Origin of the sequence: Phytohabitans rumicis (assembly GCF_011764445.1) — a bacterium.
Classification (GTDB): domain Bacteria; phylum Actinomycetota; class Actinomycetes; order Mycobacteriales; family Micromonosporaceae; genus Phytohabitans; species Phytohabitans rumicis.
The window spans coordinates 8,407,565-8,433,756 of the sequence record NZ_BLPG01000001.1 but is presented as its reverse complement, the minus strand read 5'-3'; the positions used below and the strand labels follow the sequence as shown (position 1 = coordinate 8,433,756).

General features: G+C 72.5%; 25 protein-coding genes and 4 pseudogenes. 12 read left to right on the top strand and 17 right to left on the bottom strand.

The genetic code is table 11. The features are described from left to right. Positions 1–11: 11 nt before the first annotated feature. Positions 12–380 (bottom strand): hypothetical protein, encoded by a 369-nt coding sequence (locus Prum_RS38160; protein ID WP_173081586.1) that lies wholly within the window; start codon positions 378–380, stop codon positions 12–14. Positions 381–465: 85 nt separating this feature from the next. Between Prum_RS38160 and Prum_RS38155 the strand changes: the two genes are divergently transcribed. Beyond that, positions 466–684, top strand: coding sequence for a hypothetical protein (locus tag Prum_RS38155; RefSeq protein WP_173081584.1), 219 nt, complete (start codon positions 466–468; stop codon positions 682–684). Here Prum_RS38155 and Prum_RS38150 read toward each other — a convergent pair. From Prum_RS38150 to Prum_RS38140, 3 genes are read right to left on the bottom strand one after another with little or no spacing between them, the layout of a single operon-like run. Further along, positions 681–1,724: a hypothetical protein gene (locus Prum_RS38150; protein WP_173081582.1), complete on the bottom strand. Its 1,044-nt coding sequence runs from the start codon at positions 1,722–1,724 to the stop codon at positions 681–683. The two genes, Prum_RS38155 and Prum_RS38150, sit on opposite strands and share 4 nt — an antisense overlap. 37 nt (positions 1,725–1,761) lie before the next feature. Then, a complete protein-coding gene (locus Prum_RS38145; RefSeq protein ID WP_173081580.1) occupies positions 1,762–2,121 on the bottom strand; it encodes a YybH family protein in 360 nt (119 codons plus the stop codon). A 5-nt stretch (positions 2,122–2,126) separates the two neighbouring features. Beyond that, positions 2,127–3,038: a LysR family transcriptional regulator gene (locus tag Prum_RS38140; RefSeq protein ID WP_173081578.1), complete on the bottom strand. Its 912-nt coding sequence runs from the start codon at positions 3,036–3,038 to the stop codon at positions 2,127–2,129. A gap of 119 nt (positions 3,039–3,157) precedes the next feature. Between Prum_RS38140 and Prum_RS38135 the strand changes: the two genes are divergently transcribed. From Prum_RS38135 to Prum_RS38125, 4 genes and pseudogenes are all read left to right on the top strand, one after another. After that, positions 3,158–3,790: a succinate dehydrogenase cytochrome b subunit gene (locus Prum_RS38135; protein ID WP_246278687.1), complete on the top strand. Its 633-nt coding sequence runs from the start codon at positions 3,158–3,160 to the stop codon at positions 3,788–3,790. Further along, positions 3,790–4,647 (top strand): annotated as a pseudogene (locus Prum_RS52625) (FAD-binding protein); the annotation flags it as partial. The gene Prum_RS38135 and the pseudogene Prum_RS52625, both read left to right, overlap by 1 nt. Before the next feature lie 38 nt (positions 4,648–4,685). Then, a complete protein-coding gene (locus Prum_RS52620; protein ID WP_246278371.1) occupies positions 4,686–5,714 on the top strand; it encodes an FAD-binding protein in 1,029 nt (342 codons plus the stop codon). Beyond that, positions 5,711–6,462 (top strand): annotated as a pseudogene (locus Prum_RS38125) (succinate dehydrogenase/fumarate reductase iron-sulfur subunit). The gene Prum_RS52620 and the pseudogene Prum_RS38125 overlap by 4 nt, the downstream one beginning before the upstream one ends. Here the strand turns inward: Prum_RS38125 and Prum_RS38120 are convergent. The 4 genes and pseudogenes from Prum_RS38120 to Prum_RS50135 all read right to left on the bottom strand — a co-directional run bounded on the left by Prum_RS38120 (position 6,437) and on the right by Prum_RS50135 (position 8,956). Then, on the bottom strand, positions 6,437–6,697 hold the full coding sequence (locus Prum_RS38120; RefSeq protein WP_173081573.1) for a hypothetical protein: 261 nt from the start codon (positions 6,695–6,697) through the stop codon (positions 6,437–6,439). The pseudogene Prum_RS38125 and the gene Prum_RS38120 sit on opposite strands and share 26 nt — an antisense overlap. Before the next feature lie 113 nt (positions 6,698–6,810). Further along, a complete protein-coding gene (locus tag Prum_RS50140; protein ID WP_246278370.1) occupies positions 6,811–7,842 on the bottom strand; it encodes an MMPL family transporter in 1,032 nt (343 codons plus the stop codon). 101 nt (positions 7,843–7,943) lie between these two features. Beyond that, positions 7,944–8,084 (bottom strand): annotated as a pseudogene (locus tag Prum_RS54120) (MMPL family transporter); the annotation flags it as partial. Continuing rightward, a complete protein-coding gene (locus Prum_RS50135) occupies positions 8,060–8,956 on the bottom strand; it encodes an MMPL family transporter (protein WP_218577568.1) in 897 nt (298 codons plus the stop codon). The pseudogene Prum_RS54120 and the gene Prum_RS50135, both read right to left, overlap by 25 nt. Positions 8,957–9,089: 133 nt before the next feature. Between Prum_RS50135 and Prum_RS38110 the strand changes: the two genes are divergently transcribed. Further along, positions 9,090–10,250 carry a sensor histidine kinase gene (locus tag Prum_RS38110; RefSeq protein ID WP_173081572.1) on the top strand — a complete coding sequence of 387 codons (1,161 nt, stop codon included), beginning with the start codon at positions 9,090–9,092 and terminating at the stop codon, positions 10,248–10,250. Positions 10,251–10,358: 108 nt separating this feature from the next. Then, positions 10,359–10,978 (top strand): annotated as a pseudogene (locus tag Prum_RS38105) (response regulator). Between the two features lie 285 nt (positions 10,979–11,263). On the opposite strand, the gene Prum_RS38100 reads toward Prum_RS38105, so the two are convergent. After that, positions 11,264–12,259: a DUF2278 family protein gene (locus Prum_RS38100; RefSeq protein WP_173081570.1), complete on the bottom strand. Its 996-nt coding sequence runs from the start codon at positions 12,257–12,259 to the stop codon at positions 11,264–11,266. An 82-nt stretch (positions 12,260–12,341) separates the two neighbouring features. Here Prum_RS38100 and Prum_RS38095 point away from each other — a divergent pair, with 82 nt between their 5' ends. Continuing rightward, positions 12,342–12,923, top strand: coding sequence for a thioredoxin family protein (locus Prum_RS38095; RefSeq protein ID WP_173081568.1), 582 nt, complete (start codon positions 12,342–12,344; stop codon positions 12,921–12,923). Here the strand turns inward: Prum_RS38095 and Prum_RS38090 are convergent. From Prum_RS38090 to Prum_RS38080, 3 genes are all read right to left on the bottom strand, one after another. Further along, positions 12,907–14,256 carry a sulfatase-like hydrolase/transferase gene (locus Prum_RS38090; protein ID WP_173081566.1) on the bottom strand — a complete coding sequence of 450 codons (1,350 nt, stop codon included), beginning with the start codon at positions 14,254–14,256 and terminating at the stop codon, positions 12,907–12,909. The two genes, Prum_RS38095 and Prum_RS38090, sit on opposite strands and share 17 nt — an antisense overlap. A 27-nt stretch (positions 14,257–14,283) precedes the next feature. After that, positions 14,284–15,228: a WD40/YVTN/BNR-like repeat-containing protein gene (locus Prum_RS38085; RefSeq protein ID WP_246278369.1), complete on the bottom strand. Its 945-nt coding sequence runs from the start codon at positions 15,226–15,228 to the stop codon at positions 14,284–14,286. Between the two features lie 124 nt (positions 15,229–15,352). Next, positions 15,353–17,140: a cellulase family glycosylhydrolase gene (locus tag Prum_RS38080; protein ID WP_246278368.1), complete on the bottom strand. Its 1,788-nt coding sequence runs from the start codon at positions 17,138–17,140 to the stop codon at positions 15,353–15,355. Between the two features lie 55 nt (positions 17,141–17,195). Between Prum_RS38080 and Prum_RS38075 the strand changes: the two genes are divergently transcribed. Next, positions 17,196–18,440 carry an MFS transporter gene (locus tag Prum_RS38075; RefSeq protein WP_246278367.1) on the top strand — a complete coding sequence of 415 codons (1,245 nt, stop codon included), beginning with the start codon at positions 17,196–17,198 and terminating at the stop codon, positions 18,438–18,440. Here Prum_RS38075 and Prum_RS38070 read toward each other — a convergent pair. The 3 genes from Prum_RS38070 to Prum_RS38060 form a co-directional block, all read right to left on the bottom strand. Next, the gene (locus Prum_RS38070) at positions 18,394–19,203 is read right to left on the bottom strand and encodes a PrsW family intramembrane metalloprotease (protein WP_173081562.1); all 810 of its coding nucleotides are present in this window, start codon (positions 19,201–19,203) and stop codon (positions 18,394–18,396) included. The two genes, Prum_RS38075 and Prum_RS38070, sit on opposite strands and share 47 nt — an antisense overlap. A 14-nt stretch (positions 19,204–19,217) precedes the next feature. After that, complete coding sequence (locus Prum_RS38065; protein WP_173081560.1) at positions 19,218–20,468, bottom strand: sulfite oxidase; 1,251 nt, start codon at positions 20,466–20,468, stop codon at positions 19,218–19,220. A 407-nt stretch (positions 20,469–20,875) separates the two neighbouring features. Next, positions 20,876–22,345 carry an MFS transporter gene (locus tag Prum_RS38060; protein ID WP_173081558.1) on the bottom strand — a complete coding sequence of 490 codons (1,470 nt, stop codon included), beginning with the start codon at positions 22,343–22,345 and terminating at the stop codon, positions 20,876–20,878. Here Prum_RS38060 and Prum_RS38055 point away from each other — a divergent pair. Both Prum_RS38055 and Prum_RS38050 read left to right on the top strand, forming a co-directional pair. Then, complete coding sequence (locus Prum_RS38055; RefSeq protein WP_173081556.1) at positions 22,344–23,348, top strand: GlxA family transcriptional regulator; 1,005 nt, start codon at positions 22,344–22,346, stop codon at positions 23,346–23,348. The two genes, Prum_RS38060 and Prum_RS38055, sit on opposite strands and share 2 nt — an antisense overlap. An 11-nt stretch (positions 23,349–23,359) precedes the next feature. Next, a complete protein-coding gene (locus Prum_RS38050; protein WP_173081554.1) occupies positions 23,360–24,130 on the top strand; it encodes an IclR family transcriptional regulator in 771 nt (256 codons plus the stop codon). On the opposite strand, the gene Prum_RS38045 is transcribed toward Prum_RS38050, so the two are convergent. Next, positions 24,111–24,500, bottom strand: coding sequence for a nuclear transport factor 2 family protein (locus tag Prum_RS38045; RefSeq protein ID WP_246278366.1), 390 nt, complete (start codon positions 24,498–24,500; stop codon positions 24,111–24,113). The genes Prum_RS38050 and Prum_RS38045 overlap by 20 nt on opposite strands. After that, positions 24,482–24,949 (bottom strand): VOC family protein, encoded by a 468-nt coding sequence (locus Prum_RS38040; RefSeq protein WP_173081552.1) that lies wholly within the window; start codon positions 24,947–24,949, stop codon positions 24,482–24,484. Before Prum_RS38040 ends, Prum_RS38045 begins: the two co-directional genes overlap by 19 nt. A gap of 86 nt (positions 24,950–25,035) precedes the next feature. On the opposite strand from Prum_RS38040, the gene Prum_RS38035 reads away from it, so the two are divergent. After that, complete coding sequence (locus tag Prum_RS38035; RefSeq protein WP_173081550.1) at positions 25,036–26,043, top strand: aldo/keto reductase; 1,008 nt, start codon at positions 25,036–25,038, stop codon at positions 26,041–26,043. Positions 26,044–26,192: the final 149 nt, after the last annotated feature.

Here is a 26,192-nt window from a genome sequence, read left to right as displayed (position 1 = left end):
ACAAAGCACTACTAGCGGAAGCCGTCGCGGAATCGGCGGAAGAAGCCGCCCTCGCGCGGGAGCGGCGCGGCCGAGGGCGGGGCGGTGGCGCGCTGGCGGGCGATCGGCTGGTCGTAGTCCGTGCGGGCGATCGCGTCGACCACCTGGGGCTCCGCGAAGTACTCCGAGCCGTCGATGTGCGGTACGAAGCCGACCAGCACGCCGTTGCGCATGACCTGCGCCTCGAGTCCGGCGGTGCCGTCGGTGTCCCACAGTGCCTCGCGCCCGTCGGTCAGCGCCACCCGCACCCCGAACTGGGCCACACCGGCCCGCGCCAGGTGCGCCGGCACGCCCCGCTCGCGGAGCGCGTCAACGACCCGTTGGGCCCTGCTCTCGTCCATGCCACCCACGGTAGCCACGGGCCCTGAAAGATCACTGAAAGAAACCTATGAGCCCACTGGTCCACAAGCCCTCCACAATGAGCACATGCCTGGACCGGACGGATTCGACCATGCCACCCGCGCCGACGGCTCGGTGGTCATCACGCACCATGGGCGCGCCGCCACCACGCTGCGCGGTGGGCGGGCCGCGCAGTTCCTGGCCGAGGTCGAGGACGACGACCCGCAGGAGGTCATGGCGCGCTGGACCGGCAACTACCGCCGGGGCAACGAGCGCACCGCCCGCAACCACCCGCGCAACCGCTAGGGCGTGCCGGACGGGCGGGCGGCCAGGCCGCCGAGCAGGGCGCCCAGCGCGGCGCACAGCACGACCAGGCCGGTCCACATCTCGACGGGCCAGCGCACGCCGTCGGCCAGGTGCAGGCCGAGCAGGTGGCCGGACCACGCCGCCCCGGCGAAGACGGCGCCCGCGATCGGCAGCCGCAGGGCGGCGTCCGGGCCGCGCCAGGCGTCCAGGCGTACCAGGATCAGGTCGGCGACGGCGGCCGCGGCCACCGCGGCGATCGCCCCCGCGAACTGCGGGGCCGGAAACTCGAACATCACCATGATGAAGAGCGCCACGCCCGCGACCAGCGCGGTCGCCGCGCCGGGCGTCGCCCGCCGCCGATGCATCCACAGCAGGGGTACGCCGAGCATCAGCGTCGTCACGAGGTACGCGTCGACGCCTCGGACCGCGGCGATCATGTGCACGCCGTCCACCGTCGGGTCGTACGGCTGGGTGGGCGCGGCGAACCGGAACGCGACCGAGTGGGTGAGCAGGATCGTGGTGCCCATGACGGCGAGCGTCGCCGAGGCCACGCCGGTGGCGGCGCGCAGTCCGCCGCCGGCGCCGGACGCCCACCAGGAGCGCAGCGGGCTGCTCAGCATGAGGACGGCGCCGATGACGAGCAGCATGTGGCTGGGGCTGAACCCGGCGTTGAGGCCGACCTCGATGCCGAACGTCTCGTGCCAGATCATGTCGCCCAGGCCGCCCACCAGGAAGATCAGCACGCCGATCGCGCCCACCCGGTAGCCGGCCGGCCAGCCGTCGCGCCACCAGTACGGGGCGCGGGCGCGCCGGGAGTAGGCGAGCCAGAAGGTCCACCCCGCGGAGCCGGCGAACCCGCTGTACAGCAGCGCGTGCCAGGGGGTGAAGAAGCCTTCGAGCGTCTCGATGACGTTGGCGTGTGCCCAGCCATCGGACAGGGCGCCGCCGACGAAACAGGCGCCGAGCAGGACGGTGATGAGGTCTTCGCGCGGGGTCGCCACCTCGCGCACGGTCGGCCGGACGGTCAACGAAGCAGTCATCGGAAACCTCCCCATAGAGAAGCTTCCCAATAGACCGCTAATGATCGCTAGGCGCGATCGGCCATTCCTCGAACCAGCGGCACCGGCCGTCCCCGGCGAACCGCAGGATCCACAGGTCCCGCCACTCCTGGTTGACCGGCGGGCCGTACCGGACCTGGAGGCGGACCACGGCGGTGTCGCCGTCGACCGCGACCACCTCGTGGCTCATCTCGAACGCCTCGTCGGGCCCGTCCCGTTCCTCCTCCCACATGGCGCGGATCGCGGGCAGCCCGACGACCGGCCGGTGGTACGGCCCCTGCAGGTAGCTGGCGTCCGGCGTGAAGAGCGTGGCGACCACGTCGGTGCCCGGCGTGCGCCACGCCCGCTCGTACGCCTCGACCCACTCGGTGACTCCCATGAGGGTCACTCTGCCAAAGATGTCCCCGCGGGCAGGGGCCCCTCGGCCAGGTACGCCAGGAGCGTCTCGCGCAGCGCGACGGCGGCGTGCGTCGGCGGCGACTCGCGGCGGTGGGCCAGGGCGATGGTCCGCCGTACGCCGGGCGGGGCGAGCGGGGTGGCGCGCAGTCCCGGCCGGCTGGACAGCACCATGCTGGGCACCAGCGCCACGCCCAGTTCCGCCTCGACGAAGCTGAGCACGGCGTCCATCTCGCCGCCCTCGACCGCGAACGACGGGACGAACCCGGCCCGGCGGCACGCCTCCAGGGTGACGTCGCGCAGGTCGTACCCCTTGCGGAACATCACGAGTGGACGGTCCCGCAGGTCCGTGATGCGCAGCGGGGCCGTAAGCGGCATGACCGACGCGACGACGAGGCTCTCGCGCAGGATCGGCTCGGCCCGCAGGGCCGGGTCGGTGCCGTGCTCCGGCAGGACGATCAGCGCGAGGTCGAGCTCGCCCTCGGTGAGGTGGCGGACCAGGTCCTGCGAGCCGCCCTCCTCGACCCGCAGGTCGATGCCCGGGTACGCGGCGCGGTAGCGGCGCAGCACCTGCGCGACCAGCGACGTGGACAGGCTCGGGGTGGCGCCGATGCGCACCCGGCCGCGGCGCAGGCCGACCAGTTCCTGCACCTCGCGGCGCGCGGTCTCGACGTCCGCGAGGATCCGCTTGGCCAGCGGCAACAGCGCGGCGCCCGCCGGGGTGAGGGTGATGTTGCCCCGGGTACGGTCGAACAGCGGCGCGCCGATGTCGGCTTCGAGGCTGTGAATCTGCTTACTGAGGGTGGGCTGCGCCACGCCCAGCTCGTCGGCGGCCCGGGTGAAATGTCGGTGATTGGCCACGGCCGCGAAGTATCGGAGCTGCTGGAGCTGCACCTTCATAGCCTATGGCTATCGGTACTGCATCGACCATGTATTGGACGCATCGACGCGGCCGTCCTAGCGTCGCGTACGTGGTCGTAATGGCGCCGCTCCGCTCGACGGTCGGCAAGAAAGCCCTGATGGCGGTCACCGGCATCCTGCTGGTGCTCTTCCTCGTGGCGCACATGCTCGGCAACCTCAAGGTGTTCGTCGGCGCGGAGTCGTTCGACCACTACGCGCACTGGCTGCGGGAGATCGGCTCGCCGGTGCTGCCGGAGTCCTGGTACCTGTGGCTGCAGCGGGTGGTGCTGACCGCCGCGGTGCTCGGCCACATCTGGGCGGCCACCGCGCTGGCGCTCAAGGCCCGCGCCGCCCGCCCGGTCCGGTACGCCCACCGGCGCCCCGTCCAGGGCAGCTACGCCGCACGGACCATGCGCTGGGGCGGCGTGATCATCCTGCTCTTCGTGATCTACCACATCCTCGACCTGACCACCGGCACGCTGAACCCGGTCGGCGACCGGCAGCACCCGTACGGCAACGTGGTCGCGGACTTCGCGCCGGAGCGCTGGTACGTCACGCTCTTCTACGTCCTCGCCGTGGTCAGCGTGGGCTTCCACCTGCGCCACGGCCTGTTCAGCGCGCTGCGTACGCTCGGCCAGCGCACCGCCGCCGGGGAGCGGCGGGCCCGCGCGGTCGCGTTCGGCTTCTCCGTCGCGCTCTGCGCCGGCTTCCTGGCCGTACCCCTCGCCGTCACGGTTGGAGTGGTGAAGTGATGTACACCGAGGGCTCCCCGGTCGCCGACACCAAGGCGCCGGACGGGCCGATCGAGACCCGCTGGGAGCGCCGCCGCTTCGGCGCGCGCCTGGTCAACCCGGCCAACAAGCGCAAGCTCACCGTCATCGTGGTCGGCACCGGGCTGGCCGGCGGCGCGGCTGCCGCGACGCTCGCCGAGGCCGGTTACCGGGTCAAGTCATACTGCTACCAGGACAGCCCGCGGCGGGCGCACTCGATCGCCGCGCAGGGCGGCATCAACGCGGCCAAAAACTACCGCAACGACGGCGACTCGATCCACCGCCTCTTCTACGACACCGTCAAGGGCGGCGACTTCCGCTCCCGGGAGTCCAATGTGCACCGCCTGGCGCAGGTCTCCGTCGAGATCATCGACCAGTGCGTGGCGCAGGGCGTGCCGTTCGCCCGGGAGTACGGCGGGCTGCTGGACAACCGCTCGTTCGGCGGGGCGCAGGTGTCCCGCACCTTCTACGCCCGCGGGCAGACCGGGCAGCAGTTGCTGCTCGGGGCGTACCAGGCGCTGGAGCGGCAGATCGCGGCCGGGAACGTCGAGATGAACGCCCGGCACGAGATGCTGGAGCTGATCGTGGCGGACGGCCGGGCCCGCGGCATCGTGGTCCGCGACCTGGTCACCGGCGAGATCACCACCGAGTTCGCGGACGCGGTGGTGCTCGCCTCCGGCGGGTACGGCAACGTCTTCTTCCTCTCCACCAACGCCAAGGGCTGCAACGTCACCGCGACCTGGCGGGCGCACCGCAAGGGGGCGCTGTTCGCCAACCCCTGCTACACGCAGATCCACCCGACCTGCATCCCGCAGTCCGGCGAGCACCAGTCGAAGCTGACCCTGATGAGCGAGTCGCTGCGCAACGACGGCCGGGTGTGGGTGCCGCTGCGCGCCGGCGACGGAAGGGCACCCGGCGACATCCCCGAGGCCGAGCGGGACTACTACCTGGAGCGCATCTACCCGTCGTTCGGAAATCTGGTCCCCGCGACATCGCCTCCCGCGCCGCGAAGAACGTGTGCGACGAGGGCCGCGGTGTCGGGCCCGGCGGGCTCGGCGTCTACCTGGACTTCGCCGACGCTATCGCGCGGCTCGGCCGCGCCGCGGTGCAGGCCAGGTACGGCAACCTCTTCGAGATGTACGAGCGGATCACCGGCGAGGACCCGTACGCGGTGCCGATGCGCATCTACCCGGCCGTGCACTACACGATGGGCGGCCTGTGGGTGGACTACGACCTCCAGTCGACGGTCCCGGGGCTCTTCGTGATCGGCGAGGCGAACTTCTCCGACCACGGCGCCAACCGGCTCGGCGCGTCCGCGCTCATGCAGGGCCTCGCCGACGGGTACTTCGTGCTGCCCAACACCATCAACGACTACCTGGCCGACGGACCGTTCCCGACGATGGACGTGGCGCATCCGGCGGCGGTGGCCGCCCGCGCCGAGGTCGAGGACCGCGTCACCAGGCTGCTCGCGGTCGACGGGGACCGCACGGTCGACTCGTTCCACCGCGAGCTGGGCCGGATCATGTGGGACCACTGCGGGATGGAGCGCACCGACGAGGGGCTGCGCAAGGCGATCGAGCAGATCCGGGCGCTGCGCGAGGAGTTCTGGCGGCGGGTGCGGGTGCCCGGCAGCGACTCATCTTTGAATCAAGCGCTGGAACGCGCGGGCCGGGTCGCCGACTTCTTCGAGCTGGCCGAGCTGATGTGCATCGACGCGCTGCACCGTACGGAGTCGTGCGGCGGCCACTTCCGGGCGGAAAGCCAGACCGAGGACGGCGAGGCGCTGCGCGACGACGAGCACTTCAGCTACGTGGCGGCCTGGGAGTGGACCGGGTCCGAACCGGTGCTGCACAAGGAAGACCTGACCTTCGCGTACGTCAAGCCGAGCCAGCGGAGCTACAAGTGAACCTCACTCTACGGATCTGGCGGCAGACCGGGCCGGACGAGAAGGGGCGGATGGTGAAGTACCACGTCACCGACGTCTCGCCGGACATGTCGTTCCTGGAGATGCTCGACGTGCTCAACGAGCGGCTCACGCTCGACGGCGAGGAGCCGGTCGCGTTCGACCACGACTGCCGCGAGGGCATCTGCGGCATGTGCGGGCTGGTCATCAACGGAGTCGCCCATGGGCCGGAGAAGGCCACGACGACGTGTCAGCTCCACATGCGACAGTTCAAGGACGGCGACACCATCGACGTGGAGCCGTGGCGGGCGCGGGCCTTCCCCGTGGTACGCGACCTGGTGGTGGACCGCTCCGCGTTCGACCGGGTGATCCAGGCCGGCGGCTACATCACCGCGCCGACCGGCAGCGCCCCGGACGCGCACGCGATGCCGGTGCCCAAGGGCGACGCGGACGCGGCGTTCGAGGCGGCCACCTGCATCGGCTGCGGCGCCTGCGTGGCCGCCTGCCCGAACGGCTCGGCCATGCTCTTCACCGCCGCGAAGGTCACCCACCTCGGGCTGCTCCCCAGGGCCAGCCCGAACGGTACGACCGGGTGCTGGACATGGTGGCCGCGCACGACGAGGCCGGCTTCGGCGGCTGCACCAACACCGGCGAGTGCACGGCCGTGTGCCCCAAGGGCATCCCGCTGGAGGCGATCGGCCAGCTCAACCGTGATTTCTTGAAAGCTAGTCGCCGGGCAAGGGTCGCTTGAGGTAGTACCGGTGCACCTCGGTGGTGCCCTCCAGGTTGTTGACGTCTTCCTCGGTGGAGACCAGCTCCCACCCACGGACGCCGGCCCTGTTCAGGTGCGAGATGGCGGTGTCGCCGAGCGCCGAGACGTCCTGCCGGCTGCCGTCCGGCGAGTACCAGGTGTACGTCATCCGCCACTCCGATGCCCCGGCCGCCTCGCGGCGGCGGACCAGCAAGGCGTACTCCCATCTGACCATCCGTCCATTATGGGCCCTGCTGGCCAGCGCTCGCTCCGCTCGCGCGGGCCCGAAGTCCTAGGAGGCGGCGCCTTCCCTCGTCGCTTCGCTCCTCAGTCCAGGCGCCGCCGGCCTCAGGGCCGCTCCAGCGCGACCGTCGGCAGTCGCCGCGCGACCGGGCCGGGCAGCCACCACGCGCGGGCGCCGAGCAGGTACATCACGGCGGGCAGCAGCAGGCAGCGGATGACCACCGCGTCGAGCAGGATCGCCACCGCGAGCCCGAGGCCGAACTGCTGCAGCATCCGGTCCGGGCTGAGCAGGAACGCCCCGAAGACCACCACCATGATGGCCGCCGCCGCGGTCACCACCCGGCCGGTCGTCGCCAGGCCCTCGCGGACGGCCGCACCGGCGTCGCGGCTCCGCTCCCACTCCTCGTGCATGCGGGACAGCAGGAACACCTCGTAGTCCATCGACAGCCCGAACACGATCGCGAAGATCATGACGGGCACGAACGCCTCGATCGGCCCCGGCTGCGCGCCGAGCAGCCCGTGCTGGAACACCAGCGTGATCACGCCCATCGAGGCGCCCACGCTGAGCAGGTTGAGCACGGCGGCCTTCACCGGGATCAGCAGCGAGCGGAAGACCACCATCAGCAGCAGCGCGGACAGCCCGACCACGACCGCCAGGAACAGCGGCAGCCGGCCGGCGATCGCGTCGGCGAAGTCCTCCGCCGCCGCCACGCTCCCGCCGACCAGGAACGTCGCGCCGGTCTGCCGGGCCAGCGGCGGCAGCACGTCGTCGCGCAGCCGGACGACCAGGTCGTGCGTCCGCGCGTCCTGCGGCTTCGACGCCGGGAAGACGAGCACGGTGGCGACGCCGCCGCCGGCCGGGAGCGGTCCGACCGTGTCGGCCACCCCTGCTGTGGTACGGCTGGCGGCCGCGGCCGCGGCGGCTGCCTCCTCGCTGCCCTCCACGACCAGCACGAGGGGACCGTTGAAGCCCGGCCCGAAGCCCTCGGCGAGCAGGTCGTACGCCTGCCGGCTGGTGGTGGACGGTGCGTCGTTGCCGGCGTCGGCGAAGCCGAGGCGCATGCCCAGGGCGGGCGCGGCGACGGCGAGCAGGGCCACGAGCGACAGCGACGCGGCCGCCCACTTGCGGCGCCGCACCCCCGTGGCCCAGCGCCGCCAGCGCTCCCCTCCCGGTGGGAGCGCTTGGCGGCCCGCTTCCGTACCCCCTTCTCGATCCGGCCGCCGGCGATCGCCAGCAGGGCGGGCAGCAGGGTCAGCGAGGCCACCATGGTCACCAGGACGGTGACGGCGACCGCGACGGCCACGCCCCGCAGCGAGCCCAGCCCGAGCGCGACCAGCCCGAGCAGCGCGATGATCACGGTGCACCCGGCAAAGAACACCGTCCGCCCGGCCGTGTCGAGCGCCGTCCGCGCCGCGGCTGCAAGGAAGGGCCCCTATTAACGTTTTCTGCATAGGAAGGGTCCCCTGCTAACAGGTCACGGACCAGCTCGGACCGGTAGCGGGAGAAGACCAGGAGCGCGTAGTCGATGCCGACGCCCAGCCCGACCAGGATCATCAGCGGCGGGGTGAAGTCGGCGATGGTCGCGACGTGCGACGCGAGCACCACCAGCCCGATCGAGCTGCCCACCGCGAAGACCGCGATGACGATCGGCAGGCTGGCCGCCAGCAGCGAACCGAAGAGCAGCACGAGGATGACCAGCGCGGCGAGCAGGCCGATGCCCTCGGCCGCCCCGCCCTCGGCCTCCTCCGCGCCCCGGATCGCGTCGCCGCCCAGCTCGACGCGCAGCCCGTCGCCCTCGGCCGCCCGCGCGGTGTCGATGATCCGGCGTACGTCGTCGGCCGGCACGTCCTGGGCAAGTCCGTCCAGCGTGACAGTGGCGTACCCGATCGTGCCGCCGCCCTCGTTCAGGCTGCCGACGTCGGCCACGTGCGGCAGCGCGCGTACCCGATCGAGCATGACCTCGACGCGCTCCCGCGCCTGCGGCGCGCCCTGCACCACCACCTGGATCGTGTCGCCGGCCCGGACCGGGGCGCGTTCGCGCAGCGTGTCCACCGCCCGCTGGGACTGCGTGCCGGGCAGCGAGAAGTCGTTGTGGTAGTCGCTGCCGAGCGCCTGCGAGCCGGCGGTCACGCCGGCGAGCACGAGCACCCACAGCGCCAGTGCCCACCACCGGCGGCGGTACGACCAGCCGGCCAGCCGGGCGAACCGGGACGGCGCGGTCACGGCGCGGGACGATGTCGAGACAGCCATGTGCCGGGACGCTACGAACGGCCGGCGCCCAGCCACAACGCGCCGTGGGACGAAGCGCGCCTCCCCCACGGGGTAAGGGGCGTGCCTCCACGGGGCGATCCGGCACCCCGCCCGGGTGCCCTACGCTCGGGTGGTGACCCGCAGGAACGCCGTGTTCGACGCCGGTCTCGCCGTCCTGGCGTTCACCGTGTCGCTGGGCGTGCTGGCGTCGGACGGGTTCGGGACGCCGGACGCGGCGGTCCGCCACCTGGACGGGCTGGGCGTCGCGCTGGCCGGGGCGACCGCGCTGCCGCTGGCCGCCCGCCGGTTCGCCCCGCTGACGGTGTGCCTGGTGACGATCGCGGCCAGCGCCGTCATGTACCGGCTCGGGTACCCGCTCGACACCCCGGTCGGCCCGGCCATCGCGATCTACTCGGCGGGCGCGGCGTACGGCGGCGACCCGCGGCTGGCCCGCCGCCGGCTGGCCCTGCTGCCCGCCCTCGCGTTCGCCCCGGTGCTCGGCCTGGCGTACGCGGCGCGCGGCGCCGACGTCGTCTCGATCCTGGTGCCCGAGCTGCTGAGCGTGGCCCTGGTCGCCGGCGTGCTGTGGCTGGCCGGCGACCACACCCGGCTGCGCCGCGAGCGGATGGCGGAGCTGGAGCGGCGGGCCCGGCAGGCCGAGCGGGAGGCCGAGCGGGAACGCCGGCTCGCGGTCGCCGAGGAGCGCACCCGGATCGCCCGGGAGCTGCACGACTCGGCCGGCCACGCGATCAACGTGATCCTGGTGCAGGCCGGGGCCGCGCGGCTGTTACACGAGCGCGACCCGGACCGCTCGCAGCGCGCGATCGCCACCATCGAGGAGGTGGCCCGCGGCACGATCGGCGAGATCGACCGCCTGGTCCGGGCGCTGCGCGACGACGAGCCGGTGCCGGCCGCGGCCACCGGCCCGGTCGCGCTGGAGGAGCTGGTCGAACGGCACCGGGCCGGTGGACTGGCGATCGCCGCCACGATCCCCGCACCGGGTCGGGCGCTGCCGCACGGGGTGGCCTGGGCGGCGTACCGGATCCTGCAGGAGGCCCTCACGAACGCCGCGCGGCACGGCCGCGGCACCGCCGACGTGGCCGTCCAGTTCACCCCAGACGCGGTCGACATCCGGGTAACCAACCCAACCACCGCCCCCGCGCCGCCAGCGTCGCCCGGCGGCCACGGCATCGTAGGCATGCGCGAACGCGCCACCCTGCTGGGCGGCACCCTGGTGGCCGCCGCGGTTGCCGGCGAGTTCCGCCTCCACGCCCGCCTCCCCATACCAGGTTGATCAGGGAGTGACTCTGGTGTGTCGTCGGCGATTCGGAGAGCTGGTCCCTGATCAACGGGAGGGTCGGCCGCTTTGGTGACCGTGCTGATCGTGGACGACGACGACCTCATGCGGGCCGGGCTGCGCGCCGTCCTGTCCAGCGACGAGACGATCGACGTCGTCGGTGAGGCCGCCGACGGGCGCGCCGCGCTCGACCGCGTCCGCCAACTGTCCCCGAGGTGGTGCTGATGGACGTGCGGATGCCGCGCATGGACGGCATCGCGGCCACCCGGGAGCTCAGCGCCGCCGCGCCCGCGTCGCGGATCCTGATGCTGACCACGTTCGAGGACGACGACTACGTCTTCGGGGCGCTGCACGCGGGCGCCTCCGGCTTCCTGCTCAAACGCACCCGCCCCGAGCGGCTCATCGAGGCCATCCACACGATCGCCGCGGGTGAGTCGCTGCTGTCGCCGTCGGTGACCCGTACCGTGATCGACCGGATGGCCCGGCAGCCGGTGCCCGACCCGGCCGCGGGGCGGCGGCTGCGCGACCTGACCCCGCGCGAACGCGACGTGCTGGAGCTGGTGGCGCGCGGACTGTCCAACCAGGAGATCGCCGCCGCGCTGGTCGTCGAGGAGTCGACGGTGAAGTCGCACGTCAAGCGGATCCTCGCCAAGCTCGCACTGCGCGACCGGGTGCAGGCGGTGATCCTGGCCTACGAGACCGGCCTGGTCCACCCGGGCGGCTAGAAGAGGTTTTGGGGCCGGGGTGCCTCGCGAAGCCCGTCAAGCTTGATGTCTTCGCGAGTCACCCCGGCCCCAAAACCTGACGAGCGCGTTCGAGTCACGACACTTACCAACTCTGGAGCAACCGCCGACCTTTACCACCCCGGGGACTAAGGGTCGGCGGTAACTCCCTTGTTTAGAGCTGAACTGTCGCCGTCTTGCTTGACCAGGTCGGTTTTGGGGCCGGGGTGACCTGCGAAGACATCAAGCCTGACGGGCTTCGCAGGGCATCCCGGCCCCCAAAACTCCCTAGAAGAGGATGCTCCAGCCCTCTTGGGACGCCTGCTCCTTGGTGTACGCGACGCCGTCCGCCTTGAGCCCCTCCCCGTCCAGCAGGGTGATCGTGCCGCCCTTGTTGCCGAGCTGGACCGGCGCCGCCACCACCACGGGCAGGGCCGCGCCGGCGGCGATGGTGCCGGTCAGCGGCTGCCGGTGCGCGAGCCGGTCCACCAGCGCCCAGCCGTCCAGCCGTACCGGCTCGGGCGAGGCGTTGAGCAGCGTGACGGTCTCCCGCTCCGGCGCCGGGCCGACCGGGTTGACCAGCGCGGCGACGATGCGGACCCGCAGCTCCGGCCCGGTCGGCGCGGGCCCCGGCGGGGTGATCGGGTGGCCGGTGGCGTCGTCGGTGTGCCAGGACTGCGACTGGAACGCGAGGAAGAACGCCACCCACCGGTCGCCCTCGGGCAGCCGCAGCACCAGCGCGCCGTCCTGCCATACGCCGTTGTCGGCGCCGAACCGGCCGCTGTTGCCCTGGTTCATGTGCACGTCGTGGACGCCGTTGCCGGGCCGGAACCCGAAGATCTTGTCGGGCGTGCGGTCCTCCGGCCCCCAGCGCTGCCCGAAGACGTACGCGCGGGCGTCTGTGCCGACGAGCCGGCGTACGTAGTGGTCGAGGAACTCGCCGAGGTCGTTGTCCGGCCCCGGGAGCGTGGTCGGCACCACCCGCATGCCCTGGCGGTCGAAGAGCCCGGCGCGGATGAAGTCGAGCGCCAGCCCGCCCGGCCGGCTGAGCAGCGGCGTGAAGCCGTCCGGCAGCTCCGCCAGGCCCGCGGTCACCGGGTGCCGGAAGTCGTCGTCGACCAGGAAGAGCAGGTCCGGCGGGGACAGCGAGGAGCGCACGTTCACGGCGGCGCGGTAGTCGCCGTCCGGCGCCCGCAGCCGGATCTGGTAGTGCGGGGTGTCCGTGGTCTCCACGCGGCAGTCGACGACCTGCCCCGCGAGCACGCCGTAGCGTTCGATCGGCACCCCTCGACGGAACCACACCGGCGGCGCCGGCCCGCCCGAATGCCGCCAAGCCGACAGCCGTACCGCCGGATAGGCTGGCCGCATGGCCGTTTCCTCGTTTCTCGTGCCGCTCGGCACGCCCGCGCCAGACTTCGTGCTCCCCTCGGTCGCCGGCCCGGAGGTGAAGCTCGCCGACGTGTCGGCCCCCGCGCTGCTGGTCGTCTTCCTCAGCAACCACTGCCCGTACGTCCGGCACGTCGAGTCGGTGCTCGGCGCGCTGACCGCCGAGTACGCCGGCAAGGGCCTGGCCACCGTTGCCATCAGCAGCAACGACACGGTCAACTACCCGGACGACGACGTGCCGGGGCTGGCGGCGCAGATCGAGCGCGCCGGCTTCACGTTCCCGTACCTGGTGGACGCCTCGCAGGAGGTGGCCAAGGCGTACGCCGCGGCCTGCACCCCCGACTTCTTCCTGTACGACGCGCAGCGCCGGCTGGTCTACCGCGGCGCGTTCGACGAGGCCCGCCCCAAGAACGACGTGCCGGTGACCGGCGACCTGCTGCGCGCCGCCATCGACAGCGCGCTGGCCGGCGAGGCGGTGCCCGAGCCGCATGTGCCGAGCCTCGGCTGCGGCATCAAGTGGCGCCCCGGCAACGAGCCGGAGCCGGTCAGCTTCCTGGGCTGAGACCGGCCCTAGGAGCAAGCGGTACCGGTGCAGCGGCGCTGGGCGGCGAGGGCGTCGGCGAGCGGCGCCAGGTCCGGGTCGTTGGCCGGTTCGCCGTCGCCGAGCACATTGGACAGTTGCCACGGGTCGGCCGTGAGGTCGTAGTACTCCCGGTCGACCCGCCGGCCGCCGCCGTCGTAGTACTCGGTGTACTGCCAGCGCCCCGGGGCGTACGTGGACGCCCAGGTGGGGATGCTGCCGTTCGCGCGGTCCTGCCAGTACTCCAGCAGCACCCGGTCGCGGCGGTCCGCCCCGAGCAGGCCGCGGCCGTCCACCTGGTAGCTCGGCGCCAGCCCGATGGCCGCGAGCAGGGTGGGCGTGACGTCGACCAGGGCCGCCAGCCGCCCGTCGGTCGTGGCCGGCACGTGGCCCGGCCACCACAGGTAGATCGGCACGGCGACCGACGGGACGTACGGCGCGAACTTGCTGGGCAGCCCGTGCTCGCCCAGAACTTGCCGTTGTCGGAGACCAGCACGACCAGGGTGTTGTCCAGTTCGCCCCGCGCCGCCAGGTGCTGGCGCACCGACTCGACCGCGTCGTCGACCGACAGCAACGTACGCAGTTGCGCGGTCCGGGTCGCCCGCCCCTCCGCCTCGGTGACCCGGTACTTGCGTACCCAGGTCGGCTTGTCGCGGCGGTCGGTCTCCCGGGCGGCCGGGTTGCCGGACCAGGGGAACTCGCGCTCGGCGTACTTGGGCTGCGGCGTGTACGGCGAGTGCGGCGCGGTGAAGCCCGCGTAGACGAACCACGGCCGGGCGTCGTCCGCCTCGAACCCGTCGACGTACCGGTTGACCTGGTCGCCGATGAACGTGGTCGAGTACGGCGCCCGCCGGCTGCGGCCGTCGACGACGAAGCGGGCGTTCTCGTACCCGCCGCCGGTCAGCGCCCAGCGGTCGAAGTGCGGTGGCCGCTCGCTGAGCCGCCAGTTGTTGAAGAGCTTGCCGACGGCCGCCGTGCCGTACCCGGCGGCCTTGAGGTCGTGCTGGAGCGTGCGGTCGTGGTCGTACCGCCCGACCGCGTCCTGCTGGGTCACCCCGTGGTTGTGGGTGAACCGGCCGCTGAGCAGGGACGCCCGGCTCGGGCAGCAGCTCGGCGTGGTGGCGACCGCGTTCGGGAAGTAGGCGCCGCCGCCACGCAGCCAGTCCTCGGTCTTCGTCATGACCTCGGTGCTGCCGGTGCGGGCGTCGTCCAGCACCAGCAGCAGGATGTTCGGCCGGGCCGGCGCCGCACCGTGCACCGGCACGGGCGCCAGCCCGACGACTGCGGCGGCGAGGACCACGAGGGCGCGCTTCACCCCGACATATCACCATACATCGGACAGTTACCGAGATAGGCGCGCCAATCGGCCCTGCTCGCCGGAGGCCCAGCAGGTGCCGTCCGCCGCGCAGTCGACCGCGTCGAAGCTGCCGGTGTCGAAGCGGCGCCACGTACGCCCGCCGTCGTCGCTGACGTCGCTGCCGGTCGGGCCGACCGCGAGCGCCGTCCTGGCCGTACGCGGGACCCACGCCGACCCGGACCGGTACTCCCCCGGCACGGTGGCCGCGGTACGCCAGGTGCGGCCCGCGTCGCGACTGAGCGCCGCGGCGTCCGGTGCGACGGTGGGCGCCGCGAAGTCACCGCCGACCGCGATGCCCTGCCCCGGGTCGCGGAAGGCCAGCGAGTAGATGCCGGCGGTCGGCCCACTGGGGACGGGTGTGTCGGTGACCGTCCAAGTACGCCCGTACGTCGCGGAGCGGAACACCCGCGCGGCCGCCCCGCCGCCGGTGGCGAACCAGGCGAACGGGCCGCCACGGTCGGCGGTCACCAGGCAGGTGCCGCTCGCCGCGAACGCGAACTCGCCGGCCAGCGCGGGCGGCATCCCGTCCGGGGGCAGCACCCGCCACGAGCGGCCGCCGTCCACCGTGGACGCGATCCGGAAGTGCCCGTCGACCGGGTCGGACAGGGCCAGTCCCCGGCGGTGGTCGAAGAACGCCAGGCAGTCGTAGAACGCCCGCGGCTCGTCGTTGCGGAACGTCTCGGTCCAGGTGCGCCCGCCGTCGGCCGTGGCGTAGATCCGGGACTGCTCGCCCTCGCCGATGGACAGGATCACCGCCCGGTCGGCGCTGAACGCCTCGATGTCGCGGAATTGAAGGTCGGCGGTGCCCGGCGGGCCGACCTGGGCCCAGCTGCGCCCGCCGTCGACGGTGCGCAGCACGGTGCCCGCGCTCCCGCTGGCCCACGCCACCCGGTGGCTGACCACGGACAGCCCGCGCAGCCGCGCCGTCACCCCACTCTCACTCAGCTCCCATCTTGCTTTGGGTGGGGTAGTGAACCCACCCAAAGCAAGAAGGACAACGACGAACGTCAAAACCCTCCCCAGTCTCATGACGTGGGACAATACTCGCCGAGGGCTAGGACCCGAAGTGCGTCGTGCGCCAGGCGAGGAGTTCGGTGCGCGCGGAGGCCAGCGCGGACGCGGAGACCGGCACGCCGGGGTTGACCACCAGGGCCACGTGGACGCCGTTGGTGGGGGCCGAGATGACGAGCTGGCGGGCCACCGTGGAGCCTTCCTCCAGGGCGATGCCGACGGCGCTGGACGGGACGTCGCTGACCACCACGGCCGTCGAGGGGGTGAACGACGCGGGCAGGTGCAGCGCGGCCGACGTGCCGCGCCAGACCAACACGCCGTACTGGCGGCCGCTGACCAGGCTGGACACCGCGGGCATGGAGGACGGCGCGATCAGCCACGCCTGTTGGGTGCCGGCGCCGCCGTACCCGGAGCGGGCCAGGTCCTCGTACGCGAACGCCAGCGTCTGCCCGCCCACCGCGGACGGGAAGAGCCGGTCCAGCACCCGGATGTCCAGCCGCGGCACCACGGCACCGGCCGAGTTGACCGTCACCGCCGAGTGGTCCTCGTCGTTCCAGGCGTCGCCCGACTCGCCGGAGGCGTGCCGTCCACTGTAGATGTCCCAGTGCCACATCGTGTTGGACAGCACCGTGCCGCCGCTGGCCGGGCTGGTCCACCAGGACTTGCCGGCCACACCCGCGTCCATGCCCTGGTACATGCCGCGGATCATCCACGGTGTCCGGTCGTTGGTCATCGCGTTGCCGAACTCGGACACGAACGGCGCGGTGCCCAGCGCCAGCGCGCGGTCACGGATGCGGTTCATCGGGCCGGCGTAGACGCCGTCCGAGGCCGGGCTCAGGTCGAGCGTCAACCGCGGGCCGTCGTAGTAGTGGCTGTTGAAGACGTACCGGGCGCCGAACGCGGGCAGGCCGGCCATGCCGCCCTGCTCGGCGTAGACGGTGTTCCAGAAGACGAGCGGCTCGACGAAGGCGGGCTTCGCGGACCAGCCGTTGGCGTCCATCGTGGACCGGAAGCGCTGGTAGAACGGGACCAGGTAGGTCTGCTCCCACTGCACGCCGGTGCCGCCGGAAAGGCCCCCGTCGAAGGGCTCGTTCCACGGGTCGAAGCCCATGATCCGCGCGAACGACGCCGAGGGCAGCGCCTGCTTCAGGTACGCCATCGTCGTACCGGCCTGGCTCAGGAACGCGTCCTGCACGCCCGCGTGGTTGCGCCAGAAGTCGTACTGCGCCTCGCGGACGGCCGCGTTGGTCTGCATGTTCTGCCCCCACAGGAAGCAGATCCCGCAGAACTCGTCCGGGTAGTCGCCCGCGTCGATCACCCACTTCGGCGCGCCGTCGCCGTCGTACCAGCTGTCCTCGTCGAACAGGTGCGCCGAGTACAGGTCCTGGTGGTAGTCGAGCAGCACGTAGATGCCCCGGTTGGTGAACTCCCGGATCTGCGCCACCGCCCGCGCCAGGTAGGCGGTATCGATCCGGTCCCGCGCCGGCTGCACGCCCTCCCAGCTGATCAGGAACCGGATCGCGTTCGCGCCGGTGAGGTCGCGCATCGCCTGCGCGGACTTCGCCGCGTCGGCCGTGCTGTGGAACGGCAGCAGCCCAGTCTCGGTGAGCTTGGTGCTGCCCGAGACGTTGAACCCGCGCAGGGTCACCTCGCGCCCGTCGCCGTCGCGCAGCACCCAGCCGTACCGGCCCTGGACCACGCTGATGTCCGGAACGGCGGCGGCGTCCGCCGGACGCACGGCCGCGGCCAGCGCAGCCAGCGCCAGGACGACAGTCAGTGGGTACGCCCACCACCTGCGCCCAAACATGAGAAGTACTCGCGTATGCACCATGTGAGGATGTTAACGGAGATCAATACCGCTGACCATTCCCCACCACTCCCTGTCAGTGATCCAATACGGAATGCCCACCGGGTCGCTGTGGCGAGATCGCAACTTCACGCTCTTCTGGGCGGTACAGGCTCTCTCCGTCGCCGGTGACTCGTTCTCGTACGTCGCGATGCCGCTGCTCGTGCTGCGCGCCACCGGCTCGGTCACCCAGATGGGCCAGCTCACCGCGCTGGCGGCCGCCGCGTCGATCGTCTCGGGCGTCTTCGCCGGCCTGCTCGCCGACCGGATCGACCGGCGTACCCTGCTGATCGCGTGCGACGTCTCGCGGGCCCTGCTCTACGCGACCATCCCGCTGATGTGGCTCTTCGCCCCACGGATCTGGCTGCTGTACGCCGTCGTGCCGCTCGGCGCCGCGTTCGCGATGCTCTTCCGGGTCACCTACGTCACCGTGGTGCCCGGCCTGGTCGACCCCGACCGCCTCACCGAGGCGAACGCCCGGCTGTCCGCCACGTACGCCATGGCCAGCATCTTCGGCCCGATGCTCGCCGGCGTGCTGTCCGGCCTGTACGGCCCGACCGCCGCCATCGCGATCGACGCCGGGACGTTCGCCGCCTCGGCCGTGGGCCTGTGCTTCGTGAAGCTCGGCGGGCTGGAGCGCGAGCGGGCCAACGCGCGCGGCGTCACCCGGGGCGACTTCGTGGCCGGCGTGCGGTTTCTGTGGCGGCACCCCGTCCTGCGCTCGCTGACCGTGCTGCTGTCGTTCCTGACGTTCCTGACGCTGGGGCTGACCGACATCCTCATCTACTACCTCGGCCACGAGCTCAACCAACCCGACGGCACCGTCGGCTACGTGCTCGCGGCGGCCGCCAGCGGCACCATCCTCGCCGCGCTGGTCGTCGCGCCGGCCCGTCGCGGGCTGGGCTTCGGCGCCTGCTGGATCGGCTCGTACGCCCTGTGCGGGCTCGCGATCGTGGGGGTCGGCATGTCCCGCAGCGTCCCGATGGTGGCGGCGCTCGCGACCACCGTCATCTTCGGCATCGGCGTGGCCGGGATCTGCACGATGTCGCTGCGCCAGGAGGTGACCCCCGACCACCTGCTCGGCCGGGTCACGTCGGCGTACTGGACCATCCACTCGACGCTCGCCCCGGTCGGGGCGGCGATGCTGACCGCCTCCGTGGCCCGGTACGGCGTGCCGGCCGTCTGCCTGTTCGCCGGCAGCGCCTGCGTGCTGATCGCGGTCAGCGGGACCCTGACGCCTATCCGGCAGGCGCGGCCGGAGCAGCTAGCGGTCGAGCCTGGCTGACCGGCGCGAACGTCCGGTAGCGGCGCATCTCCAGCAGCAGCCAGCCGACGCTGATCAGGCCCAGCACCAGGTACGCCAGCAGGCCACCGAGGCTGTCCCACAGCGCGTGCAGCACGATCGCGCCGGCCAGCGTACCCAGGAAAATGAGGGCGCGGCGGGCGGTCGGACGCGCGGCGAACGCCCACAGCGCACCGGCGGTCAGGCCGGTCCAGGCGGTGTGGCCGGCCGGCGCGAGCAGGCCGCGCACGAAGAGGGTCTCCTCCACCGCGCCGATGTTGCCGTTCGAGGCGAGCAGGGCGGTGAACGCGTAGCCCATCGTCTCCAGCGCGGCGAAGCCCATGCCGCTGGCCACCCCGATGACGAGGCCGTCGCTCGGATCGCGGCGGCGGCGCCAGAGCACCGCGAGGATCGCGATGGGCACCAGCAGCTTCGCGCACTCCTCGATGACGGCGACGCCGACCATCGGCAGGGCGCCGAGGTCGCGCAGCGCGTCGTACTCCAACTGCCCGGCCACGACGACGCCGATGACGCCGCCGAAGAGCGCCGCGACGGCGATGATGGAGGCCGGGACCTGCCAGCGGCCGGACCGGCCCTGCGCGAACGTCAGGAACGTCGCCGGCATCACCGTCGCGCCCAGCAGGATCGTGGCCGGCACGAAGTTGGGGTTCTTGGTGTCCACCATGGTGCGGAGCACGAGCACGTAGAGCACCACGCCGACGACGAGGACGAGCACCCACGCCCAACGGCGGTACGCCTGAGCCATGCAGGCACTGTACGTCAGACGACTGTCACCGGATGCCGAACGACGCCACCGAAGAGGTATCCGAAAGAGTTGTGCGGCACCACGTCCGGCTGGGTGGCGCCGGTGACGTCGCTCGCGCGCGCCCGCAGCGTGTACGCCCCGGGCGCCGGCGGCCGCCACGCGAACTCCCAGCGCTGCCACGCCCGGGCCAGCCCGAGCCCGGTCGGGCGGGCCGGCCGCCAGGTGGCGCCGCCGTCGGTGCTCACCTCGACCGCGCGCACCCGGCCGTTGCCGGACCACGACCGGCCGGTCAGCACGTGCTTGTGCCCGGCGCTGAGCTGCGCGCCCCAAGCCAGCTCGAAGGCGCTCTTGACCGTCTGCCGGCCGACCAGCTCGCCCTCCGGCGGGTAGGTCGCCCCGAAGAGCCGGTAGAACTGCGTGTTCCACGGCGAGAAGAGCGGCGTGTCCGACACCTCGATCCGCCCGACCCACTTGATGGACGCGATGCCGATCCAGGACGGCACCACCAGCCGCACCGGAAACCCGTGGTCGGGCGGGAGCGGCTCGCCGTTCATCTCGTACGCCAGCAGCACGTCGTCGAGCGCCTTGCCGACGGGCAACGGCCGGCGCACCGGGCCCAGGTTGACGCCGCCGCTGACGAAGTCCGGGTCGAGCCCGACCGGCTGCACGTCGACGGCCGACCGGGTCAGCCCGGCGCGTTTGAGCACAGTGGACAGACGTACGCCGCGCCAGCGGGCCACGCCCACCGCGCCGAGCTTCCACGCCGTACCCGAGACGGACTGCTGTTGCTGGCCCGCGAAGAAGCTGCGCCCGTTGCCCGCGCACTCCACGTACGCGGTCAGCGTCTCGGCCGGCAGGTCGCGCAGCTGCCGGTAGGTGAACTCGACCGGGCTGTCCAGCGTCGGCGCCCCGCGCAGCCCGGTGCCGTACAGCCGCAGCCGCCAGGTGTCCGCGTCGACGCGCGGGGTCAGCGTGTGGTTGCGGACGAAGAAGCGGTCGACCGGGACGAGGTAGCCCACGTCGCGCAGGGCCTCCCAGCGGGTCTCCGCGTTGGTGCCGAACACCTGGAAGAGCTCCGGCGGCAACGGCTTGAGGATCGGCCCGTCGGCCGTGACCGACTGCTCAGTCAGCCCGAGGCCGGGCAGCGCGGCGAGTCCCAGGCTCGCCGACAGCCGCATGACGTCCCGCCGGGAGAAGCCGTCGGCGCGCGCCTCACCCGCCAGCCACTGCTCCAGGCGCCGCCCGTCATACCCTGCCTCGCCCATAGAAGGACGATACTCTATCGACTAAGTAGGATTCAATGGTTCGCTCTTCGCGCCGCCCACCCGGTTCAGGACGGTCTGCGCCTGCTGGTCGACCAGCCGGGTGAAGACCTGCTGCGCGTACCCGAAAAGCACCGCCCAGGCGATGATCTGCGCCGACGAGTCCAGCGCGCTGAGCCCCCTTCACCCACCAGAGCCCCCCCACCCCGCAGTCCTGATACACCCCGTCACCCCCCGGTCCCGCCGGCCCCTCCCGGTTGATCAGGGAGTCCCTCTGGCGTGTTTCAGCGCGCCGAGAGAGCCAGTCCCTGATCAACACGCCATAGGCCACGGGCGGCGCGCGACGGGCGGCGCTTAGGCCCGCGACGCGCGGCGGGCCTAAGCGCGGCGATCAAGGAAAACGGCGCCGATCAAGGGCAAAAGGTCGTGGATTGGAGATCGAAGCACGACCGTTTGCCCTTGATCGGCGGCAATGCCCTTGATCGCGCGCGGGGAGCGCGGGTGGGGGCGCGGGGTGAGGGCCGGCGGGCGCGGGGGCTAGCGGAGGCGCCAGGCGACCGCGGGGGCGGGCACGGGGATCGGGATGGGGCGGGGGCGCCGCCGCGGCGTAGCAGGAGGGACAGGACGGCGGCGCCGACCGACAGGGCGCCGGCGACGTACCAGGCCAGGGCGTAGGTGCCGAGCTGGTCGCGCACCAGGCCGGCGCCGGTCGCCGCCACCGCCGCGCCGAACTGGTGCGCCGCGAACACCCAGCCGAACACGATCGGCCCACTCTCGCCGAAGTACTCCCGGCACAGGGCGACCGTCGGCGGCACGGTGGCCACCCAGTCAAGCCCGTAGAAGACGATGAACACCAGCATGCTCGGCCCCGCGCTGTCGGCGAACAGGCTCGGCAGCACCAGCAGCGAGCCGCCGCGCAGCGCGTAGTACGCGCCGAGCAGCAGCCGGCTGTCCACCCGGTCGGTGAGCCAGCCGGACGCGATCGTGCCGGCGATGTCGAAGAGCCCCACCAGCGCGAGCAGGCCGGCGGCGGTGGTCTCCGCCATGCCGTGGTCGTGGGCGGCCGGGATGAAGTGCGTGCCAACCAGGCCGTTCGTGGTCGCACCGCAGATCGCGAAGCCGCCGGCCAGCAGCCAGAACGCCCGAGTCCGGGCGGCCGTCCGCAGGGCGCCCACGGCCCGCCGCGCGGCTCCGGACGGGGGCGCCGGCGCCGCGCTCTCGGCGACCGCGCCGTACGCGGTCACCCCCAGGTCCGCCGGGTGATCGCGCAGGCGCCACACCACCAGGGGTACGACGGCCAGCGCCGACCCGGCCACGATGAGCGCGGCCGTGCGCCACCCGCTGGCCTGCACGACGGTCGCCAGCAGCGGCAGGAAGACCAGTTGCCCGGCCGCCCCGCCGGCGGTGAGCACGCCGGTCACCAGCCCGCGCCGGCGCACGAACCAGCGCCCGGTCACGGTCGCCACGAACGCCAGCGCCATCGAGCCGGTGCCCAGCCCGACCAGCACGCCCCAGCACAGGATGAGCTGCCAGCTCGCGTTCATGAAGACGGTCAGCCCGCTGCCCGCGGCGACCAGCAGCAGCGCGCCGGACACCACCCGCCGCATGCCGAACCGTTCCATCAGCGCCGCCGCGAAGGGCGCCGTGAGGCCGTACAGGATGAGGTTGACCGACACCGCGGCGGAGATGGTGGCCAGCGGCCACCGGAACTCCGCGTGCAGCGGATGCAGCAGCACCGACGGGGTGGCGCGGAAGCCGGCCGCCCCGACGAGCGCGACAAAGGCCACGACGGCGACGAGCCAGGCGGGGTGGAGACGGCGGGTCACCGTCCGAGTGTGGATCAAGGGGTACGCCGTGGCGAGTGGCCCGCAAGCCAACATGCGCAATAATCAGGCCATGAAGCGTCACCAGGTGGCTGTGCTGGCCCTTGACGGGGTTGTCGGGCTGGATCTGGGCACGCCGGCGCAGGTCTTCGGTGCCGCGCGGGACGGGTCCAACGTCCGGCGGTACGCGGTGGACACCTGCACGCCCACCGGTGGGCCGGTACGCAGCGCGGCCCGGTTCACGGTCCTGCCCGACCACGGGTTGGAGCTCACCGAAGAGGCGGACACCGTTGTCGTACCCGGAATCCACTCTGGACCGCCACTGACCGACGGCGTCCTCGATCCGGCGGTGGCCGCGGCCCTCGTGGCCGCGCACGAGCGCGGCGCCCGGGTCGTGTCGATCTGCACCGGCGCGTTCGTGCTGGCCGCGGCCGGCCTGCTGGACGACCGGCCGGCGACGACGCACTGGGCGCACGCGGAACGGTTCCGGGCGCTGTTCCCGCGGGTCAAGCTCGACCCCGACGTGCTCTTCATCGACGACGGCGACGTGCTGACCTCGGCCGGGGTGGCCGCCGGCATCGACCTGTGCCTGCACATCGTGCGGCGCGACCACGGCAGCGCGGTGGCCAACCGGGCCGCCCGCCGCTGCGTCGTGCCGCCGTGGCGGGAGGGCGGGCAGGCGCAGTACACCGAGCATCCGGTGCCGGCCTCGGGTACGACCGGCACCGCACCGACCCGGGAGTGGGCGCTGCACCGCCTCGGCGAGCCGCTGACCCTGGGCGCGATGGCGGCGCACGCCCGGATGAGCGTGCGGACGTTCACCCGGCGGTTCCGGGAGGAGACCGGCGCCAGCCCGGCGCGCTGGCTGCTGCAACACCGCACCGACCGGGCGCGGCTGCTGCTGGAGACCACCGACCTGGGCGTCGACCAGGTGGCGCGGCAGGCCGGCTTCGGTACGGCGGCGGCGCTGCGCCAGCAGTTCCAGGCGGCGATCGGGGTGGCGCCGACGGCGTACCGGCGCACCTTCCGCGGGCACCCGCCGGCCCGTAACCGCGTGTAATAATGCTCGCCATGCTGGGGGAGGACCGAGAGGGCGCCGATGCCGCGCCTACCATCCAGACCGTCCAGCGCGCCGCCCTCATCCTGAGCGCGTTCACGGTGAGCCAGCCGCATCTGAGCCTGCGCGAGATCACCAACCGGCTCGGGGCCAGCAAGGCGACCGCGCACCGCTACACCAAGGCGCTGCGCGCGGCCAATCTCCTGCGGTACGACGAGCGCACCGCGCTGTACTCGCTCGGCCCGCAGGTGCTGACGCTGGCCGCCTCGGCGCGCGCCGGACTGCCGATCGTGACGGTGGCCGAGCCGTACCTGGAAAAGCTGGTCCGGACGGTCGACGAGACCGTCGTGCTGAGCGTCTGGGACGGCGAGACCGCGACGGTGGTCCGCTCGGCGGACAACACCGACCACGTGATCCGGATCAGCGTGCGGGCCGGTTCCCGGCTCGACCTCACCACGTCGGCGCAGGGCCGGGTGTTCTGCGCGTACCTGCCGCCCGACGAGGTGCCCGGCCTGCCGAAGTTGCTGCGCCAGTCGCCGGAGCTGCGCGAGGAGCTGGCCGCGATCCGTGCCCAGGGATTGTCGGTCAACTCGCCGGCGCTCAACGGCGTCCGCACCATCGCGGCGCCCGTCTTCGAGGGCGGCGTCATCGTCGCGACGATGGCCATCGTGGGTACGACGGTGAACGTCCCCTGCGAGGTCGACTCGCCCATGGCGGTCGCCCTGCGGGAGAGCACCGAGGCGCTGTCCCGCCACCTCGGGTCGCTCACCCCACTTGACGAGTGACCTGGCCGCTGTCCCAGTAGTCGATCCGGTGGGCGATCAGCCCCGCCTCGACGCGGAACCGGAACACGCCGCGGATCCGCAGCGGCCTGCCCCGCAGCCGGCACCTCATCGTGTACGCCAGCGCGGCGCGCTCGCCGTCCACCAGCAGGTCCTCGACCTCGTACCGCAGGTCGGCGAAGTCGGCCAGGAACCCGGTCAGGGCGGCCCGGTACGCCGCCCGGCCGGTGACGTTCCGGCCGAGCGTCGAGGTGTGCTCGTTGACGAAGTCCTCGGTCACGCACGCGGCGACCGCGTCCGCGTCGTGCGCGTTGAGCGCGTCGAGATAGCGCAGGACGGCCTCGCGCGTCCCCGTCAGGACCCGCTCCCCCACAGCTTGCGGACGGTCTCGAAGACCTTCTGGTCGTGGGAGATCTCGATGACGTTGCCGTCCGGGTCGCGCAGCGCGCAGACGTAGCCGACCTGCTCGTTGACGTACTGCGGCTCCCAGTGCAGCACGCCCAACTCCCGGGCCTTGGCGGCGAGCTCGTCCACGTCGGAGCGGTTGGGCACCTCCACGCCGATGTGCGCGAACGGCTTGAGCACCCCGTGCTGCCCGCCCTTGTCCTTGTTGAAGCCGACGAGCACCAGCACGAACGGCGTCTCCACCTGCTTGTCGTTCGACAGCCAGGCGCTCTCCCCGTCCGCGTCCTCGAAGCGGTCGACCACGACGAGCGGCGTCAGGGAGGTGTAGAACTCGATCGACTTGTCCAGGTCGCCCACCGGCAGCGCCACATGGGTCCAGCGAGCCTGGGGCAGGGTTGATCCGGATGAGGACGTCATTGTCCCAGGCTATGCGGCTGTCGCCCGCCCGACCATGTGCTGGGGACACAAAGCCAAGGTGCCACTTCCCGTGACATCGTTGCGCGATGCAGTATCGAACGCTTGGGCGTACCGGGGTCGAGGTGAGCTCGCTGTGCCTCGGCACGATGATGTTCGGCGCGTGGGGCAACACCGACGAGGCCGAGTGCCACAAGATCGTCCATGACGCGCTGGACGCCGGCATCAACGTGATCGACACCGCCGACGTGTACGCCGCCGGCCAGTCCGAGGAGATCCTCGGGCGGGCGCTCGCCGGGCGGCGGGACGACGTGATCCTGGCGACGAAGTTCCACGAGGCGCTCCCCGACGTGGACCGCAACCGGCGGGGCAACTCGCGGCGCTGGATCGTCACCGCCGTCGAAGACAGCCTGCGCCGGCTGGGCACCGACTGGATCGACGTCTACCAGGTGCACCGCCCCGACCCGCGCACCGACATCGACGAGACCCTGGGCGCGCTGACCGACCTCGTACGCCAGGGCAAGGTCCGGTACATCGGCACCTCCAACTTCCCGGCCGACGAGATCGTCGAGGCGCAGTGGGTGGCCGAACGCCGGCAGCGGGAACGCTTCACCGTCGAGCAGCTCCCGTACTCGCTGTTCGCCCGGCACGCCGAGGCCGCCGCCCTGCCCACCTGCGCCCGGTACGGCCTGGGCGTACTGGCCTGGAGCCCGCTCAACGGCGGCTGGCTCACCGGCAAGTACCGGGCCGGCGGCGCACCGGCTTCGGACTCGCGTGCCAGCCGGAACGCGGAGCACTTCGACTTCCGCGCCGAGGCGGTGCGAGCCCGCAAGCTGGCGCTGGTCGAGGAGGTGGCCGCGATCGCCGCCGACGCCGGCCTGTCCATGATCGACCTGGCGCTCGGCTTCGTCCTGGCCCACGGCGCGGTCACGTCCGCCATCATCGGCCCCCGCACCCTCACCCAGCTGCACAGCCAACTGGGCGCCGGCGAGGTGGTCCTCCCGGCGGACGTCCTGGACCGCCTCGACGCCCTGGTCCCACCCGGCACCCTGGTAAACCCCGCCGACGCCGGCCACGTCCGCCCCTTCACCCGCTGACCCCCTTTGCCCGGCGCCCGCACCGTGAGTAGGCCGCGCGCCACGGGCGCGTGAACGCGCGCGCCGATCAAGGAAAACCCCGTCGATCAAGGGCAAATGGTCGTGGATCGGAGATCAAAGCGCGACCATATGCCCTTGATCGACGGCAA